At 40.8% G+C, this 17394-nt stretch carries 20 protein-coding genes and 1 pseudogene; 4 read left to right on the top strand and 17 right to left on the bottom strand.

The features are described from left to right. Positions 1–187 precede the first annotated feature (187 nt). Complete coding sequence (locus RS130_RS09925; RefSeq protein ID WP_316025825.1) at positions 188–1396, top strand: alpha-1,3-galactosidase-related protein; 1209 nt, start codon at positions 188–190, stop codon at positions 1394–1396. Positions 1397–1418: 22 nt separating this feature from the next. Beyond that, positions 1419–1997 carry a right-handed parallel beta-helix repeat-containing protein gene (locus RS130_RS09920; RefSeq protein ID WP_316028021.1) on the top strand — a complete coding sequence of 193 codons (579 nt, stop codon included), beginning with the start codon at positions 1419–1421 and terminating at the stop codon, positions 1995–1997. A 326-nt stretch (positions 1998–2323) separates the two neighbouring features. Here the strand turns inward: RS130_RS09920 and RS130_RS09915 are convergent, their stop codons facing one another. The 15 genes from RS130_RS09915 to RS130_RS09850 all read right to left on the bottom strand — a co-directional run bounded on the left by RS130_RS09915 (position 2324) and on the right by RS130_RS09850 (position 13820). Further along, entirely contained in the window at positions 2324–2653 is a 330-nt protein-coding gene (locus RS130_RS09915; RefSeq protein ID WP_316025824.1) for a hypothetical protein, read from the bottom strand. Next, positions 2647–3039, bottom strand: a complete 393-nt coding sequence (locus RS130_RS09910) for a hypothetical protein (protein WP_316025823.1) — start codon at positions 3037–3039, stop codon at positions 2647–2649. Before RS130_RS09910 ends, RS130_RS09915 begins: the two co-directional genes overlap by 7 nt. 5 nt (positions 3040–3044) lie before the next feature. Next, the gene (locus RS130_RS23520; protein ID WP_346433323.1) at positions 3045–3440 is read right to left on the bottom strand and encodes an alkaline phosphatase family protein; all 396 of its coding nucleotides are present in this window, start codon (positions 3438–3440) and stop codon (positions 3045–3047) included. Between the two features lie 31 nt (positions 3441–3471). Next, positions 3472–3747 (bottom strand): sulfatase-like hydrolase/transferase, encoded by a 276-nt coding sequence (locus tag RS130_RS23515; RefSeq protein ID WP_346433322.1) that lies wholly within the window; start codon positions 3745–3747, stop codon positions 3472–3474. A 102-nt stretch (positions 3748–3849) separates the two neighbouring features. Next, complete coding sequence (locus tag RS130_RS09900; RefSeq protein ID WP_316025822.1) at positions 3850–4245, bottom strand: sulfatase-like hydrolase/transferase; 396 nt, start codon at positions 4243–4245, stop codon at positions 3850–3852. Positions 4246–4267: 22 nt separating this feature from the next. Further along, on the bottom strand, positions 4268–5674 hold the full coding sequence (locus RS130_RS09895) for a DUF4982 domain-containing protein (RefSeq protein WP_316025821.1): 1407 nt from the start codon (positions 5672–5674) through the stop codon (positions 4268–4270). Then, the gene (locus RS130_RS09890) at positions 5631–6260 is read right to left on the bottom strand and encodes a glycoside hydrolase family 2 protein (RefSeq protein WP_316025820.1); all 630 of its coding nucleotides are present in this window, start codon (positions 6258–6260) and stop codon (positions 5631–5633) included. Before RS130_RS09890 ends, RS130_RS09895 begins: the two co-directional genes overlap by 44 nt. Further along, positions 6239–6733 carry a sugar-binding domain-containing protein gene (locus RS130_RS09885; RefSeq protein WP_316025819.1) on the bottom strand — a complete coding sequence of 165 codons (495 nt, stop codon included), beginning with the start codon at positions 6731–6733 and terminating at the stop codon, positions 6239–6241. The genes RS130_RS09890 and RS130_RS09885 overlap by 22 nt, the downstream gene beginning before the upstream one ends. Before the next feature lie 14 nt (positions 6734–6747). Next, positions 6748–7518 (bottom strand): sulfatase-like hydrolase/transferase, encoded by a 771-nt coding sequence (locus RS130_RS09880; RefSeq protein ID WP_316028020.1) that lies wholly within the window; start codon positions 7516–7518, stop codon positions 6748–6750. After that, the gene (locus tag RS130_RS09875) at positions 7473–8099 is read right to left on the bottom strand and encodes a sulfatase-like hydrolase/transferase (RefSeq protein WP_316025818.1); all 627 of its coding nucleotides are present in this window, start codon (positions 8097–8099) and stop codon (positions 7473–7475) included. Before RS130_RS09875 ends, RS130_RS09880 begins: the two co-directional genes overlap by 46 nt. 262 nt (positions 8100–8361) lie before the next feature. Then, a complete protein-coding gene (locus RS130_RS09870) occupies positions 8362–9561 on the bottom strand; it encodes a hypothetical protein (RefSeq protein WP_316025817.1) in 1200 nt (399 codons plus the stop codon). Continuing rightward, entirely contained in the window at positions 9546–9986 is a 441-nt protein-coding gene (locus tag RS130_RS09865; protein WP_316025816.1) for a hypothetical protein, read from the bottom strand. Before RS130_RS09865 ends, RS130_RS09870 begins: the two co-directional genes overlap by 16 nt. A gap of 69 nt (positions 9987–10055) precedes the next feature. After that, positions 10056–11129, bottom strand: coding sequence for a TonB-dependent receptor domain-containing protein (locus RS130_RS09860; RefSeq protein ID WP_316025815.1), 1074 nt, complete (start codon positions 11127–11129; stop codon positions 10056–10058). 10 nt (positions 11130–11139) lie between these two features. Next, positions 11140–11970: a hypothetical protein gene (locus RS130_RS09855; protein WP_316025814.1), complete on the bottom strand. Its 831-nt coding sequence runs from the start codon at positions 11968–11970 to the stop codon at positions 11140–11142. Further along, positions 11952–13820 (bottom strand): TonB-dependent receptor plug domain-containing protein, encoded by a 1869-nt coding sequence (locus RS130_RS09850; RefSeq protein WP_316025813.1) that lies wholly within the window; start codon positions 13818–13820, stop codon positions 11952–11954. Before RS130_RS09850 ends, RS130_RS09855 begins: the two co-directional genes overlap by 19 nt. 1006 nt (positions 13821–14826) lie before the next feature. Between RS130_RS09850 and RS130_RS09845 the strand changes: the two genes are divergently transcribed. Next, a complete protein-coding gene (locus tag RS130_RS09845) occupies positions 14827–15105 on the top strand; it encodes a LacI family DNA-binding transcriptional regulator (RefSeq protein WP_316025812.1) in 279 nt (92 codons plus the stop codon). Further along, positions 15066–15829: pseudogene (locus RS130_RS09835) on the top strand (substrate-binding domain-containing protein). The gene RS130_RS09845 and the pseudogene RS130_RS09835 overlap by 40 nt, the downstream one beginning before the upstream one ends. Before the next feature lie 352 nt (positions 15830–16181). Here RS130_RS09835 and RS130_RS09830 read toward each other — a convergent pair. Continuing rightward, entirely contained in the window at positions 16182–16484 is a 303-nt protein-coding gene (locus RS130_RS09830; protein ID WP_316025810.1) for a sugar phosphate isomerase/epimerase family protein, read from the bottom strand. 20 nt (positions 16485–16504) lie between these two features. Next, positions 16505–17047 carry a sugar phosphate isomerase/epimerase family protein gene (locus RS130_RS09825; RefSeq protein WP_316025809.1) on the bottom strand — a complete coding sequence of 181 codons (543 nt, stop codon included), beginning with the start codon at positions 17045–17047 and terminating at the stop codon, positions 16505–16507. Between the last annotated feature and the right edge of the window lie 347 nt (positions 17048–17394).

The following is a 17394-nucleotide window of genomic DNA, read 5'->3' as shown; positions in this document are numbered from 1 at the left end:
ATGATACAGTAAGGTATTTGGGAAGTTTACGTCTCACCTACAATATGGGTGAGTCACTCGTTAGCGGCGATAAATACTGGTTTGTGATCAAGATGATCTCTATGCATGGCCACAAAAACCGCGCAATACAGCAAGAATTTAAACAAGTAACCGTTCAATAGTAAGCATACAAAAGAGAAAACAGTATATGAAATATTTAATCCTTAGCATTATCCTGACAGCATGCTTAGTGTCTGGTGCCAATGCCGTTACAATCAATGTAGCAGAACACGGCATAGTGCCTTACCAAGATGCAACCTTTAAGCTAAATCAACTTCTAGAGTCTATTAAACACCAAAAAAACGTTACCTTACGATTCCCCAAAGGACAGTATAACTTCTCCCGCAAAGAAGCTGTTGAACGTTACCGATATGTAGCGAATCACGATAATGGCCTTAAGCGTTTAGCCTTTAATATTTTTGATGCCAATAACTTAACTATCGACGGGGACGGATCGTTGTTTATGTTTCACGATCGCATTGTACCCTTTACTTTAGACAATACCCAAAGCGTAACGTTGAAGAACTTTACCATTGATTTTATTCGCCCTTTTCATGCGGAACTACCCATTGTAAAGAGTGACGATAAAGCACGCAGTATGATAGTGAAAGTAGATCCCAAACAATCCCCCTACTCTTTTAAAAAAGGAGAAGTACTATTTGAACGTTTTGGCCAATGGGACGACGTGGGTAGCAATATAGTATTTGCTGCCAATACCCGATCACCTATATATAACACAGGCTCATACGCAGTATGGGGAACAAAAACCAAAAGCCTAGGTAAGAACTTAATCGAATTCAGTGGCTTTCAGAACAACAAAAAACCAGCCCCAGTAGGTAGTGTACTAGTAGTGTATGGTAGCAATCCTACAAGTCGTTTAGTGCCAGGGATCCATGTCACAAACTCAAAAGACTTAAAAATAGAGAATGTCAAAGTATTAGCCACTGGAGGCATGGCGTTAATTGTTGAACGAACCGAGAATATTCATTTAGACAAATTCGTCGTTACTTCAGCAGAGAACCGTTTAGTTGCAACACGAGCTGATGCTACGCATTTTATCGGCTGTAAAGGCGATATTATTGTAGAAAATAGTATTATGGAGCACATGTTAGATGATGGAATAAATGTACATGGAGCCTATGTTAACGTTGATCGTAAACTACAAGACAATCAATTAATCGCATCTATTAGTCATTTTCAACAGATGGGCTTAACCTTTGCCGAGCCAGGTGACAAGGTAGCCATACTATCTCGTGAAACCGTCTTACCTTTTTATCAAACCACGGTTAAGCGAGTTTCAGTCATCAACGATAAACGCTTTATCATTGAATTAGACGACTTACCCACCCCTTCCTAACGGACCACTTTCTTTAGAGAATCTGACATGGCAACCTAACCTAACGTTCCGTGATAATATCGTCCGTGAAAATCGTGCAAGAGGTGTATTGGTCACCACTAAAGGCAAAGTGATCATAGAGAACAACTATTTCAATAATCAGATGCACGGTATTTTAATAGAAGGTGACAATAAATATTGGTACGAGTCCGGAGCGGTTGAAGATGTAGTTATACGTAACAACAAGTTTGTCAATGTAGGATTTGATAATGAAAACCGTTACCCATTATATGCCTCTCCTATGCTAACCAAAGAGCAAAGAATTGGTGAAGGTCATTACCATAGAAATATCGATTTTTCTAACAACTATATTAAAAGTATCAATGGCGCAATAATTCACGCTAAGTCGGTTACAGGGCTCACCATATCAAACAACGTGATTGAACAGAGTGTCGACTACCCAATCACTGAAACACCGAAGTCCATCGAACTTATCTATACTGACAAGGTAAATATATCGGGCAATAAAACAATTGGTTTTAAACGACAATTAAATGTAGTCGATAGTGAAAACTCTACTGCAATCTCACTCAAAAACAACACAGGTCTAGTGAGAAAATAACACACATATTAGTCAACCTATGTCGCCACTTTTCAGGTGGCGCCATTACTTTAATTATTAGTTCAGGTTAACGCGTGCCGCTCAAAACTCTATTTAACCTGAGTTCTGGATAAGAAGGTTCGTTTAAGCTAAACAATATCAATATAATTCAATGGCTTAATGTATTTTTGTCTACATAACCTCAGCTAAACGTTACTCGGTAACGAAATTTTTCGTGTATAGCAAGGCGGATTGTTGTACCTAATAGCGTATTATTGCTAGACAATCTAACGCCGCTAGATACAAAAAGAGTGTTATCGAGAGGTTCGGCTTAAGCCGAACTCAGGTTACTTAGCCTTTAAGTAATCAACCCGAGCAGTAAACCAATTACTAATTGTATCCTGCCGCCAACGTTTTGCGCTGTCCTTTATTTCACGTCCTGCTTTGTTCCATTCTTTTCTAAATGGAATATTGAAATCATACCCTAGGCTATCTTTTAGTTGAGTCGCTATATTTAATATATACAACACTTCAATGGTATCTTGAGTTTTAGCTACCAAGTTTTCTAATCTTACCGTCGGATGTTGACCTTCAACTAATGCCAAGTATTGAATAGCTCTAGCTCGATTTAACTTAATCACGTCTTGCTTTTCTATCTGCTTTATCAAAGTTAACAAGTTAGGGTGCTACGCTTAAAACTAAGGGCCACATTCAATCCCCAATACCGCTGCCAGTCATTTTCTGAGGTTAGCGCTTTAACCATTTTCGCTTGTGCTTGTTCAAAAGAAAGCAATTGTAAGTCGGCAATCTGGCTAAGTAGCAACAAATCCTGTTTATGTTGTTGGCCAAATTGAATAGGTGATTCGGTCGCTTGATTAACTAAATAAGGTTCTGGATAAAATCCTAAATCAGGTAAGGACTGCAGGGTATCTTGTAACTCTTTACGCAATGACAATAGCTCTTTTTTATACTGTGGATCAGTGGCTAAATTCTTAGTTTCATAAAAATCTTGCTCCACATTGTACAGAGCCTCGACGGGTTTTGGCTCAAAAGCTGCTTGCACAGCATTCAGTTTCCCGGCTTTGTATAAGTCACGCCACTCTTAAAAGCTGCTTGTCGATATCGGTATTCAGCAAAAAGTCCATCTGGATTAAAGGGTAAATAGTGACGCATATATTTAAATTTGCCCCGACGAATAGTTCTTACCATGTCGTATTTTTCGTCAAACCTATCAGCAAAAGAAACCGTCGTATCTCTTTTGTTGACGTCGGCCATAGAAATATTTCTGCCTAAGAATGGTTTTCCGTCATGTTCAACTGACAATTTTCCACCAGCTAAACTTAAAATAGTTGGACCAAAATCAACGAAACTGACAAACCCATCTACTGAAGTTTGCTTGGTAACTTGCATATCACTATGTACTAAATGTCGAAAGTTTTCGGGGATCCGTATCACTAAGGGCACGTTAAGCCCCCTTTCAAAAGCATATCCCTTACTACCAAGGTAATACACCACCGTGATCACCAAAATAGAAAATAAACGTATCTTCTAATAAGCCTTCTTGAGTTAGCTGTCGAACAACCTCTGCCATCTCTTCGTCAACTAACCTATGCTGGTCAAGGTATCGCGCATGGGTGTATCTGAAAAGCGCAGTATCAGGATAAATAGGCGCAATATCAATACTTTCGGGAGCATATGTAGTGGGTCTATTCTCGACATCTACCGCAGGAAAATGCAACTTATGCTCATGGGTTGTTTTCCAGCTCTGCATATGAAAAACGGTTGATTAGTTTGCCTTCCATGCCAACTAGCCTTTGCACTAGAGTCGTTCCAGTGAGGGGTTAATTTAGCAAAGTTATAATCTTCTTTGTGATTATTTGTGGTGTAATAACCTTGCTGCATTAAGTACTGACTGATTGACTTTTAAACTGTCAGGTAAACGGATTTGTTTGTATGGCCTGTGATATTCCATTCCTAACCTAGCCGCATAAGCACCTGTGGCTAACGTGGAGCGAGCCGTAGAACATACAGGTGAATTAGAAAAAGCATGATTAAATACTAAACCATGCTTAGCTAGCCCCTCTACCGTCGGCATAGCCGCCCCTTTTGGATCATATAATCGAAGATAGTTTTTTGAATTATCCTCAGATACTAGCCACACAAAATTTGGCCTTTTAGTACTCGCGTTTGCCTGATGGCCTAATAGACCTAGCAGCACAATGCTCAACAACCAAACCCTTAAAACGATGTTAGTTACCTTAGATTCCAAAGTGCACGCCCTCAGTTAATTACTACTCACTTGAATACTTGTTCTGTTGTGCTTGTAGGCCTTGGCCACTCGCCGATAATGTTATTTTACCTGTTTGATCTAAGGCTTGGATCAACACCATGATTTTTCCATTAAAGGCTTTGCGTTTAGGAGCTAGGTGGTGACTTAAGTCGACAATGTCACCATTTTCAATGCCAATAATCTTGCCCGGTCCAGTTAACTTAAATACCACCTCGTTATTTGCATTGGGAACAAACCTACCTTGCTTATCCACTACATCAACAGTGACATGCACTACGTCTCGTTTGTTTGCACGGATTGATTTTTTATTTGGATAAAGTGCTATTGATGTAGCTGAGCTAGCCGTATTTATTACTTGGGTTAATACCTTATTTGGCCCTTTAGCAAGCACTTTCAATTCACCTGACTGATAAGGCACTAGCCATACAATTTGCATATCGTCAGTCATTTCTTTAACGCCTAGAGAACGGCCGTTTAAAAACAACTCGGCCTCATCCAAGTTGGTATACACCACAACAGGAATTTCGATCCCTTCTTTGCCAGGGTGTGTCCAATGAGGCAACATATGCACCATAGGTTTATCAGACCACTGGCTTTGATAAAGGTAGTAAGCGTCTTTTTCAAACCCAGCCAAATCAATGATACCGAAGTTTGCAGTACGAGCCGGCCACCCTGCAAAGGCTTCGCCTAAATAGTCAAATGCAGTCCACCTAAAAGTCCCCAATAAGTAAGGCAACTTTTTCGCCAACTTAATTTCATCTCGCACACTCATACGCACTATGGCGTTATCGTAAGATGACTCGTAGATTGGATTTTCCCCTAAGAAAACCTCTTCTTCGGTCAAGTCTGGTACCATGTAGACTTTATCTTTAATGCGATCCCACTTACCTACCGGATCGTGTTTTTCCCAAGGCGCAGGGTTATCACGTACTCTATAAGAGGTTTTTGTTCGGTACACGCCACGGGTTTGCAATGTATGGGTGATTTCGGTCCCCACCATGGTACGAGTTGGATGCTCTATATGATAATCCTCTAGGTATCCTTTAAACTCACCATGACCATTAAATCCAGCAATATCATCGTGCCCCAGCATATATCCTCGGCCTTGAGTAATGGGGCGAGTGACATCTAGAGCCTTCACAAAATCCACCAGTTTTTTCTGCGTTTTTGAAGTACTGCGGACAACTTCATTGCCAATACTCCAAATCACTACACTCGGGTGGCTGCGGTCTCGTTTGATAATAGACTCTAGATCAGTCTGCCACCATTTTTCAAAATGTAGTCCATAGTCAAAATCCGCCTTTTCTGTTTCCCAACCATCAAAGGCTTCATTCATAACCAAAAAACCCATATCATCAGCTAAATCATAAAATATTGGGGAAAATGGTGTGGGCTGGTCGTAACGCATTCATCCCCATATCTTTCAATTGCTGTAAACGACGCCGCCACACATCATCAGGAACAGCCGCCCCGACAGGGCCTGCATCATGGTGTAAAGACATACCTTCAAGCTCAATGGCTTGATTGTTCAACAAAAAGCCTTGTTTGGCGTTATAGTCAATAGTGCGAATACCTACTCGTGTTTGCTTATTGTCAATTTGTTTATCACCATGCCAAATTTGTGTCTCAAGCTGATATAAATAAGGGGTATCAGTAGACCATAGTTTCACAGCACTAATATTAAGCTTGTCTTCAAATACCTTGGTCACATCTTTAGTCGTATTAAATCTCCTTGAAATACTAGCCACGACCTTACCTTGAGTATCCCTTAAACGATGAATCAAAGTTAGCTCTGTAGCAGTTTCAAGACTGTTTACTTCAGTATCGACTAGTAATTCTGCTTGATTGAGGCTGAAGTCTACAATTCCAGTTCGTGCAAAAATTCCATCTTCCGGTACATGTACGCTATCCACCACATCTAACCACACATGTCGATATATTCCTGAGCCCGTATACCAACGTCCAGTAGGCGCTAGGCTATGATCAACTCGCACAGCAATATCAGCGCCTTTAAAGTTGCACCACCATAGGGGCCTTGTAAGTAAGGGGTAATATCATAAGAAAAGCTGACGTAACCATTTGGCCTATGTCCCACATGCTGACCATTTACCCAAACATCCGAGTTTAAGTAGACACCATCAAATCTCAATATTAAACGTTTGCCTTGCCACTTTTGGGGAACCGATAGATGTTTTCGATACCAGCCGATCCCTGTAGGTAAATAACCGCCACTCCAACCTGCGGGGTTGTTTTTGTCATACTCTCCTTCAATACTAAAGTCATGAGGTAAGTCCAAAATACGCCAATCTTGGTCGTTAAAACCTCGCGCTTGTGCACCTGATACATCCCCTAAATGAAATTTCCAATTAAAATCTAAAGAAATCCCTCTTTTGTATGCCAATACCACGGGAGACGCTAACAAACAAATCACTAAAAGCGTGGTATTAATTGCCGCTGTAAACTTCATATTGTGACGCTCTACTATTTAACTTGCCAAACAGGATCTGGTACATGGGCTGCTTTAAACATTTGTTTAAATTCTGCGACCAGAGTTGGTAAAGAAGCCGCGATATTGTGCTGCTCACTGGGATCAGCTGCCAAATCGTATATCTCTATCGGCCCAGTAAACATTGGCATTCGTACCGCTTTGTATTTACCTTTTCGAATAGCCTGTTTAGAACCCCATTCATAAAACTCCCAATAAAGGTGATCATGCTGAACTTGTTCAGATTGAGCAGTTAACGTCGGCATAAAACTGATACTGTCAGTATTTTCTGGTGGAGCAACACCCGCAATTTCAGCAGCGGTAGCCATTAAATCACCAAAGTATCCGATATGATTGGTTCGTTGCCCTGCCTTAACCGTGCCAGGCCCCCAAGCAATCATTGGTACACGTATTCCACCTTCGTACAAATCACGTTTTATGCCACGATACTGTCCGTTTGAGTCAAAAAATTCAGGGTCATTTCCTCCCTCTTTGTGAGGTCCATTGTCTGAAGAGAACATAACAATAGTGTCTTCGGCAATACCAAGACTTTGCAATTGCTGCATAATTGCCCCCACGCCTGTATCGATGTGGCTAACCATAGCCGCATAACCTTTAGCGTAATCAGGGTAATTAGTATCTTCATATTGCCCATAACTAGGCACCTCCATACCATGTGCCCAATCGTAATGAACTGATTCATTATTTGCATGAGGTTGGATCAATGATAAATATAGAAAGAAAGGTCTATCGGCGTTTTTGGCAATGAACTGTTCGCTTTCAGTAAAAAACAGATCCCCGCATACTCTTTGCGATTTTCCGGCTTAGTTACCCCTGCAACAAAGTCACTATAAGCAATGGGTGTAGCTTCAGTTTTATTTTTCAGTACAACTTTCTGTTCGTTACGCCATAGCCATTCTGGATAGTGATTGTGAGCGTGTACCTGATTGGTGTAACCATAAAAGTAATCGAACCCTTGCTTATTGGGTATGCCAACGCTGCCTTCATCCCCCAATCCCCATTTGCCAATTATGCCCGTGGTATAACCAGCACTCTTCAGCATTTCAGCAACTGTAATATCTTCAGGATTAAGTGATACTTCGCTACGGGCATTGCCTCTAACTCGGGTATGTCCTAAATGTTGCCCTGTCATTAATACCGAGCGAGATGGCGCACATACGGTTGAACCAGAATAGAAGTCGGTAAACGCCGTACCCTGTATGGCCATTTTATCCAAATTAGGAGTGCTAATTTTCTTTTGGCCATAAAAACCAATATCGCCATAGCCCATATCATCAGCCAGAATAAATATTATATTTTTTAGGGCGTTGTTCTGGAGTAGAGTCACTGTTGTTAGCCCTAGTAAATTGGGCTTTCTCTGGGGGTTGACACGCAGTAAGGTTTAGAACTGCAAAAATAATAAGGTAGTAATATTTTTTAAAGGACATGTTTTTTACTCAATGGTCGAGTCTTATTCGTAAAAATAAATAGAACCCATGGTTACTAATTATTGAATGAAATTGCTATGCCAGAATTCAGCCTTGGCATGGATGTTATCCGCTAAACAAGGCGACTATTTCTAGCCGCCTGATTCTATCTAAATGAGCTAATCAGTCCTTATTAAACAAGGCGACATTGTCAATAACAAGATCTGATGCTACGGCTGGGTCAGACACTGGTAGCCTATAAATGAGGCGTACTGCCGGCTCAGTAGAATAATCCGGCTCAAAAGAGCCAGTAACATAATGCCAATCACTGTCTGCTGGGATATCAAAAGGAATATCATATGTAGACGCCCAACCATCTACCCAACTTGAATGATGGAACTCAAAATTTGTATTTTCTGAGCCTCTATTCTTAACCCATGCAGAGAAATGAACTTTTCCATTGGAGCCAAGGGCACTTCGCGCAGATATGTTTATATCACTTGAAGCGGTCCAATGAATCGCTTGGAAAAACGCATTGGTAGTACCATTAGAGCTCAGATTTAAAGCACTATCGCCAACTCCTCCTAAACCAGAATCTTCAACTAACATACTATTCATGCCGTCTTTATTCTGCCAGAACCAACCTTGGATATTATTAGAAAAATTACCATTCAATGCGGTATCGCACATGGCATTTTCAGCCACTTTAATGCTAATTGCCTTTTCTTTACCAGATTCACTAACTCCCTTGATAACCACGTTTTCTGTGAAGTCAGGATCCCCGGCATTATCAGCAATTGTCAGTACCACTTGCGCACCAGAAATGGGCATTCCATCATTAGCCTCTCCATCCATAACACTTAGAGAAATACGATTCTCATCGCTTGATGTCCAAGTGATAGCATCGGTAAAACTCTTCTCAGCGGGCGCATTGATTGCGGTTAGTAAGTGACTACTACAATCAGCTATTGTAACAGTGCCGGATAGAGATTCATTCTGCATACCATGATGCAGAGTAAGTGCATATGAAGAGCTGACATCGTTAGTAATAGCAACTGGAATAGTCATAGCTTTGGACGGATCGCCCATTGGCGAGCCAGAAATGTTAGCAGTACCAATAGTGTGCCCTAAGACTCGCACTTCGCCATTTTCCAACCAATACTTGGCAACCCCGTCATCGAACGGCGCAGCCATAGTATGAGCGCCAGTAAGAGTGATACCATTTACGCTCCACTCTATTGCTTTATTAGTGGTGTATGCAGGTTCAAAATTTCCTAGTACGACTATAGGATCAATCTCATCTGAAGGCGGCAACTCAATAGAAGACTGATTTAGGCTAAAAGACGTAACAGGGTGATTGACCCCTTTTACTGTGATGAACATAGAGCGAGTATCAACATTTCCCCCTGTCCATCACGCTCGCTTGCACCATTTTCCAAGATATAGCTAAATTCATACACTTGCTCATCTTGGAAATCCAGCGTATTAACAACAGCATTAACAAATTTATCGGTGTCAATTATCACCTCAGTGCCGGTGAACAAAATAGCTCCATTTGGAATTATTTGCTCTGATACCTGCTTCAGTCCTCGAATGATGACGCTATCACCTTCTGGAATATTGGCCCCTTCCAACAAATTAATCGTTTGACTACCAGATGTTTCAGACACTTCAATGGTGAGAGGACCATCATACGTGACTTTTTCTTCACCATTAAAGCCCGTACTAAACCCTTCATCTACACATCCTGTAAGCGCAAGTGATATTGCGCCTACTACTATCGATTTCTTAAGTAAGTTTTTAGACATCTTACATCTCCAATTCTTTGTGACTGTTGAGTTCAGCCACTAATTATCTGTTTCGTTAAATAAGTGAACTTAGAAATTCACACGCACACTTAAACGATATTGCCTGCCAGTTTTATTGACCCCTATTGTTCGACTTCTGTCGACGCCATTGTCTTTCATAGGGTTGCCTTCTTGTATTAAGTGGGTAGTAAGTTGACTCTGCAACTCTGGGGTAGACATAATTTGTTCTTCAGTAGCTGGAATAAATCCGTCACCATAAACCACAGATATAACTTGGCCATGCTCATTTAAATAGTGACCATCATCGTTCATTGATAATCGCCCAGGAACAGGCATATTACTGGCTGTATAGAAGCTGCGCGTCACTTGATCGGTAAGATTTAGAGCATGTAACGATACTGAAATATCGCTATTCACTCGATAATTCACGCTAAAATCAACGTTATGCGTTTGGTCAGCCCAGACCATACCGTGATCCCCCACTCGCCCTTGAAATCTCACGCCGTTGTATCTATGGGCTAAACGCATTTCTACGTCTTTATATTTCCAAAATAAAGTAGAGTTTGAAGAGTGACGCGGGGTCCATGCAGATGGAACTGACGGTTGAATTAAACCGCTCACTTCACTTCGCTCCGGCTTGCTTCCCGCGTCGCTAAAGGTGTAGTTCATGCTCACCCCTAAACCAGAAAGTACACCCGGTAGGGAGTCGAAATTATCGGTAAAGTTTAACTCAACCCCTCTATTATGGGCTTTTTCGCCATTTTTGAGGACACTAACGCTGACCTCATGACAACCGAGATCCCAAGCTTCATCACGGTTTTCCCATTGAGTGTTTCGAACTGGCATACATCCATCAGCAGGCGTTTGACCGTTAGGAATCATCAACAATTCATCAATGGATATATCTTCACGGCGATAGTCGGTGCGTAAGTCTCTCCAATAGTAGGTTTCTTTTAAACTCTCTAAACGGTCAGTCATATCTTTGTTAAATAAACCAACCGAGAATATTGACGACTCGTCAAAGTACCATTCGAATGATAGATCTAAATTGGTAGAAATAAGTGGTCTCAATTTACTATTCCCAACCCCTCCCCAACCTTGATTACTCCAGATCGCTTCATTAATAGTCGTATTAGGTCTCAAACTATTGATGCTAAGGTCTGGTCATCGTTTTTGACGCAGCAAAACGAACGATCACTTCGTCGTTTAAAACGTAGTTCAAATTCAAACTTGGCAGCGAAACATAGTCACTTGAGCGATCAGAGACCGCAAAATGGCGCTGATAATTACTTGCAGCTTCAGCCCCCGAGTACTTATCCAGTCCAGTAATCATCTTAGTAGTAGTGGTAAAGTCCATCCACTTTCCCAAAGACAAAGACCAAGGTTGACGTTGCTCCCAAAATAAATCGATATCTGGATGATCAGAAGCAGCCATGTTAACAGGTACTGACGTTACAGCGCCGTTGCCATTGTAGATAGCATGAAAAATCTCCCAAGGCTGAGTGCGAACGAACTCTGATTCAGGAAAATAGCCATCGGAGCCAGCTACTGGTAGGCTACCCTCTACGCCAGGGAATTCATTGTTAGATCGGCCACCAAGATGGTCCATCTCTGGCTCGTAACAATTCGGGTTAGATAGTTGATCCCAATGTGGCAGGGTATTAGCCGTAAATATACTTCCATCAACGTATAAATTTTGCGCAACATCACAATCAATTTTGTTTCTGTCTGTTAATCCTTGACGATGTACTAAGTCGTATGGCGTGAACACACTGGCTGCTTTTTCAAAAGTAACATTTGTAAACCCTTCGGTATACACTTCAGACTTAACGCGGCGAATACCAAAATCCCCCGTTAAACGACCATCCATTAATTCAAAATCAAACTTTATGTAACCGGCTTTCATATCTTGCTCGATTAAATTACTGTTTCCTTTGTCAGGAACCATGGCAACATTTTCAGTGCCTAAAAAAGCAATCGACAAGGCCCTTTCTGGGTCAATAACCCCCATCCACGTTGAAGGTCAAATGAGCTAGGCGAGATGCCTTCCATGAAATTATCCACCGGAAAGTGCTCGCCTGTAATAAATTCGGAGGCGTTAATCCGAGTTGTGGTCAAAGAACCACTCAGTAAACGTCCGTCCTCATCAAATACTGGTTCAGACAAATCATGTAATTGTTGTTTATCAACGATGACATCTCGGTCACGAGATGAATACTTAAAGCCAAATTCAACCTGAGTAACGGGTCCCCATTCGACATCGTAGTCAAAATCTAAGAACACTGACTTATTGACATCTTCACTATCATTAAAGTACTGAGTTAATCCGCCTAAATGACTGGATTTGTAATCAAATGGAATAAAAGTACCTCGTGCATAGTATTGACCATTTGGATTATCTGTAGGAGCGGTGTAAAGGGCTGGCTCTCTGGCGTAAATAATCTGACACTGGCCTGTACTACAATCCCAGCCCCCGGGTTCAATACCACGACCACCAAACAAATCCTCTCCATCGGGACCCAAGCCTTCGCCTAATTTCCGACCTCCGCCAAGCGTATTCCATGTAGCCGTGCTGGCATCAATATTACGAGTTGACCCATCAACTGTGCGTGAATAGCCAAAGTTTAAGTCCATAACGAGATCTTCGGTGATAACTTGATTGAGCCGCAGACTCACCACATCGGTCTTTAATTCAGAACCACCTACACGGCGATTAATCGATCCCTTGGTATTCGCATTAACATTTCTAACCAAAACAGCCGCATCTTCATTTGCGGCAAGCGAGTTTACTTTCCACCATAATTCTTGGGGATCATCTGCTTCATTGTTGGACTGTGCACCACCACCAGAACGAGACTCTTGCGAAGTGTTAGTCGAGAAGTTGTGAGTATCAAAGGATAAGTCTTGGGTTGTGTGACTAATATCAAGCTGTAGATCTGTGCCATCTGTAGGCATGTATTGAATGCCTAAGTTTCCAGTTCGACGATCACGCTTATTCATGTTCAAGCTCATCGAATTGTAACCTGTATGAAAAGCCCACATATCTTCTGTTGTCAGAGCATTGGTTGCTGTATCCATGGCTCGACCAGCTTCAACAAACACTAAATTTTCTGACCAGCCGCTGTACATACTGTCTTTACGAGTATTCTGTGTTTCGTCTGAAGCTGTTAGTACAAAGCCCAAAGAATCATTAAAAAACTTATCCGACAATGACAAATTTACTTTACGGTTTTTTTGATCTGTAAATTCATTGTAACGAGCTTGAGCAGTCACTGTACGAACCGGCTTGTTAACATTTAATGGCTTAACAGTACGTAGAATTACCGTAGCACCTAACGAGCCCTCGTCATGGTCGGCTGATGGTGTTTTGACCACATCGATTGATGACAAAATATCTGCTGAAAATGAACTTAGATCTACAGATTGGTCCATGCTAACACCACCTGAAGATGCATCACCTGTAAAACCACTGGTTAAGGTTACACCATTTAGTTTAATTTGATTTTCATTAGCTTGAGTGCCACGAATAGTGATACGTGTACCTTCACCATCTTGGGTTTGAATACTAATACCTGTCACACGGGACAATGCGTCTGCAATGTTCTGATCGGTAGATTTACCAATATCTTCAGCATGAATGGAGTCAACTACGTTTTCTGCAAACCGCTTGCGGTTTAACGCCTTTTTTAAGCTGCCTTTGTAGCCAGTCACCTCAATGATTTCAATATCTTTGTCTTTATCGACTTTACTGTCTGCTTTTTCTTCTTGTGCATAAGCCGTCATTGAAGCAATGATGGCTAGAGACAATGCACTTAGTCTGAATGTTGATGCCATGAAGTATTTTCCTACTAGTCTAGTTTATGTGAACAACATCTTATTTTTATTGGCTTATCTAATGACTTCTGCACATTAAACATGCCCGTCATTTTGTGATTAATGAGCATAGAACACTCTTTAAAAACTCATAGGCTAAATAGCTCCATCCAGCCCGGCCGACAAAAATGTACACGTTTACACAATACAAATAAAGAAGTATATTCACAAAAATACACAAAAAATACACAAAAAATAAACAAGGTAAAATTAAACCCAATTAAAACAAATAGTTAATATAAATACATTATTGAACATGTAAACAAAAACAAAAGTGTAAAATTAAACATCAAGCGAAGAGAGAATAAAAAATCAAAAATATATACTCGTTTACATTGGAGTGGTAGAGAGAATACGGTAAAAAGATATAAATGGGCTAAGTGCATTGTGGTTTAAAGCAAAACCGCGTTGTACCTTGACTAAATGCTGGGAAAAATGTGGATATTACTCGCTGACTGATGATCTACTTATTGGGGTCACAACCTGTACTACCTTCTGGTAAAGTAACAATTCCAGCATGCTTTAATTCAAACTCTACTTGCCCTGAGTGCTAAACTTCACTGCTATCCGTTTTTTTGGAGAAATTAAAATGACGGTTTTGACCGAAGTATTTTAACGCCAAAGTGAGTTGCCCCCTTGCTCTTTCGGTGATTTTCTTAACATATGCTTAAGCACTTACTTTCACATTTTTGCCTCTAATAACCTAAGATTATTCAACATTTTTGCCATTGCTTATTAATGAAGAAAAAGGATCTGCAGACACCTAGACAAATAAATAAACATCACAGAGCTTATATCTATGCAAACGTTACCCCTCATATGGAACAAGGGTGTAAACGTTGTGATTTAAAGATTTTCAACTAACTCATTTACAAAATTCATTTACAGCGTTTTGTAAACTGTTTAAAGTTTCGAGAGTATTTAAGCTCAGCAACTTAAAGATTTTAGCGAGTAACAAGAGGAATATATGGCAACCGTAAAAGACGTAGCCCGTTTGGCAGGAGTATCTACAGCAACAGTCTCAAGGGTTGTTCACGATATGGATAAAGTAAGTAGCAAAGCCAGAGCAAAAGTCAAAAAAGCTATTGCCGAACTTCGCTACCGCCCAAATACCAACGCCAGAGCACTGAAAAGTCAACGCTCAGAGTTAATCGGCATGGTTACCCCCAATTTGTCCGCCCCTTTTTTGGTTCATTTGCCGCAGGAATTGAAGCGGCGGCACGTAAAAACAAATATAAGGTATTGATGGTGAATTCCAGTTACGAGACTGAGAGTGAAATTCAAGCTATAGAGTCTTTAAGAGAGCATGGTTGTCAGAATATCATTCTGCATAGTGACTTTTCTGATGATGAAACCTTAGTAAAATTGGTTGAAGAAGTACCCGGCTTGGTCATTATCAATCGATTCATTAAAGATGCGGCAAATCGCTGCGTGTGGCTCGACAACGAAATGGGGGTAGAACTGCAGCAGAATATCTTCTTGAAAAAGGCCATACAAAGATAGCGTTAATAACAAGTACCTATAGAAACCGCGATCCTCAGGCTAGGATCAAAGGAGTACAACAAGGACTTGCACCTGCTAACTTAACCGTCCCAGATTCACGAATTATCTATGCAGAGCCCAATATTGACGCGGCAATAGCCAGCACTCAACAGTTACTGGCAAGTGGAGAAGAATTTACCGCAATTATTGCCTACAACGACATGATGGCTGTAGGAGTAGCCCATGCTTTACAACAGGCAGGAAAACGTGTACCTGAAGATATTTCCATCATTGGATTTGATAACCTTTTCGTATGTTCGACTTGTCAACCCCAGTTAACCACATTGGATTACCCAATTGCTGAAATGGCGACCTATGCAACCCAACTGACTATAGAACTTACCAATAAAGCAAATTCGATTCCTAGCCGAACACATTTATTTATGCCTGAGTTAAGAGAAAGAAACTCGGTCGCCGACCTCAATTAGAATTCGTTGCAATTAGAGATAACCCGAAAAATCTGAGTTGTCTCTTTCATTTTCTAAAAATATCATTTTAATGATTATCAGCGAAAATTTTAAGACACATAAGCAAAACACTAGAATAATCGCTTTGATTGAATAACTCATTATTGAAAAGGAAGCTGTACTCTTTTAAGTTTTAACAACATTGAGTATATGCTTCTAAAGCTTGCCCACAGGAACATCCCAGCGGATTTTTGCTTTACACCAACGGCGTTTGAAAGGGGACAACGATTTCAGCACAACGTCGCCTTGTTCAAAACCACTGGATACATTCTGACAGATCACCTATCAATATGTGATAGGTTTACCAGGATAGCTACAGCGTTTGAATAATCTTATCTAAACCTTTTTTAGATGCAGCCACAGTCGACAATGAAGTGCGCCCCTTTGAGTATTCTTCTTGCTCTATAACTAACCATTGGGTGCCCCCATCTTTGCTCAGAACCTTGATTAACTCTGCCCAAGGGTAGTCATCTTCGCCAATAATTGGACTTTGCCCTGACGCATTCGTTCTTATTTTGATATGAGTCGCTAACGTACGCCCTGCGTATCGTCTAACATACTCAATTGGATCTTTACCAGCATAGTTAACCCAACCGATATCGAGTTGTAACATCATGCTTTGAGGAGTATTTTTCGCTATGTAATCCCAAAAGTGCTATCTTTATAATCCTCAAACTCTTGTTTGTGATTATGATACCCCAACACTAACCCATGCTTACCTAGAGACATTGTTAATTGGGTCAGCTCCTCGATTAATCGGTCGATGCCCTCGCCAGTCCATGCTTCAGTCGCTGCAGGAATAATAATCATCTTAGCCCCTAACTTTTTCGCGAAGTCGATGGTTTTATCTAAGTTTTTCCAACGTAACTGGCCTAATCCAACATGTATGCCACTGACTTTTAAATCAATGGATGTTAGATACGCCTTAAGACCTACTGGATCATGCTTATAAGGACCATATTCACCAGCAAACTCTACACCTTCAAAGCCCATACTTGCTATTGCTTTTAAGGTCCCTTTAAAATCGCTCTTAATAAAATCTTTCACTGACCATAACTGTACGCTTATGGGAGGCACTGCAGTTTGGGTTGACTTTTGACTATCGAATGAACCAGACGAACAAGCGGCAAATACAGCGACCACTGACAATATCATTACCGCTTTAACATGATGGAACATTTTTACTCTCCTAATGGCTATTGACGGACGAACAGGATCGAATTGTCAATAAAATGTCTAATTAACCTGAGCTCTGGATAAGAAGTATCGTTTAAGTTAAACAATACCAATATAATTCAATTACTTAATGTACTTTTTTTGTTCACATAACCTCAGCTAAATGTTACTCGGTAACGAAATTTCTCGTGTATAGCAAGGCGGATTGTTGTACGTAATAGCGTGTTATTGCTAAACAATCCAACGCAGCTAGACGCAAAAAGAGCGTTATCGAGAGGTTCGGCTTATCTAGGATTCAGGTTAATTAATATCACTAATACTAGTGCCAATTACAGCAGCCAACTTGTCGT

It is taken from the genome of Paraglaciecola aquimarina (genome assembly GCF_032464635.1).
Taxonomy (GTDB): Bacteria; Pseudomonadota; Gammaproteobacteria; order Enterobacterales; family Alteromonadaceae; genus Paraglaciecola; species Paraglaciecola aquimarina.
Note: the sequence above shows the minus strand (reverse complement) of the source record. Positions and strands in the feature narration are given on the sequence as shown.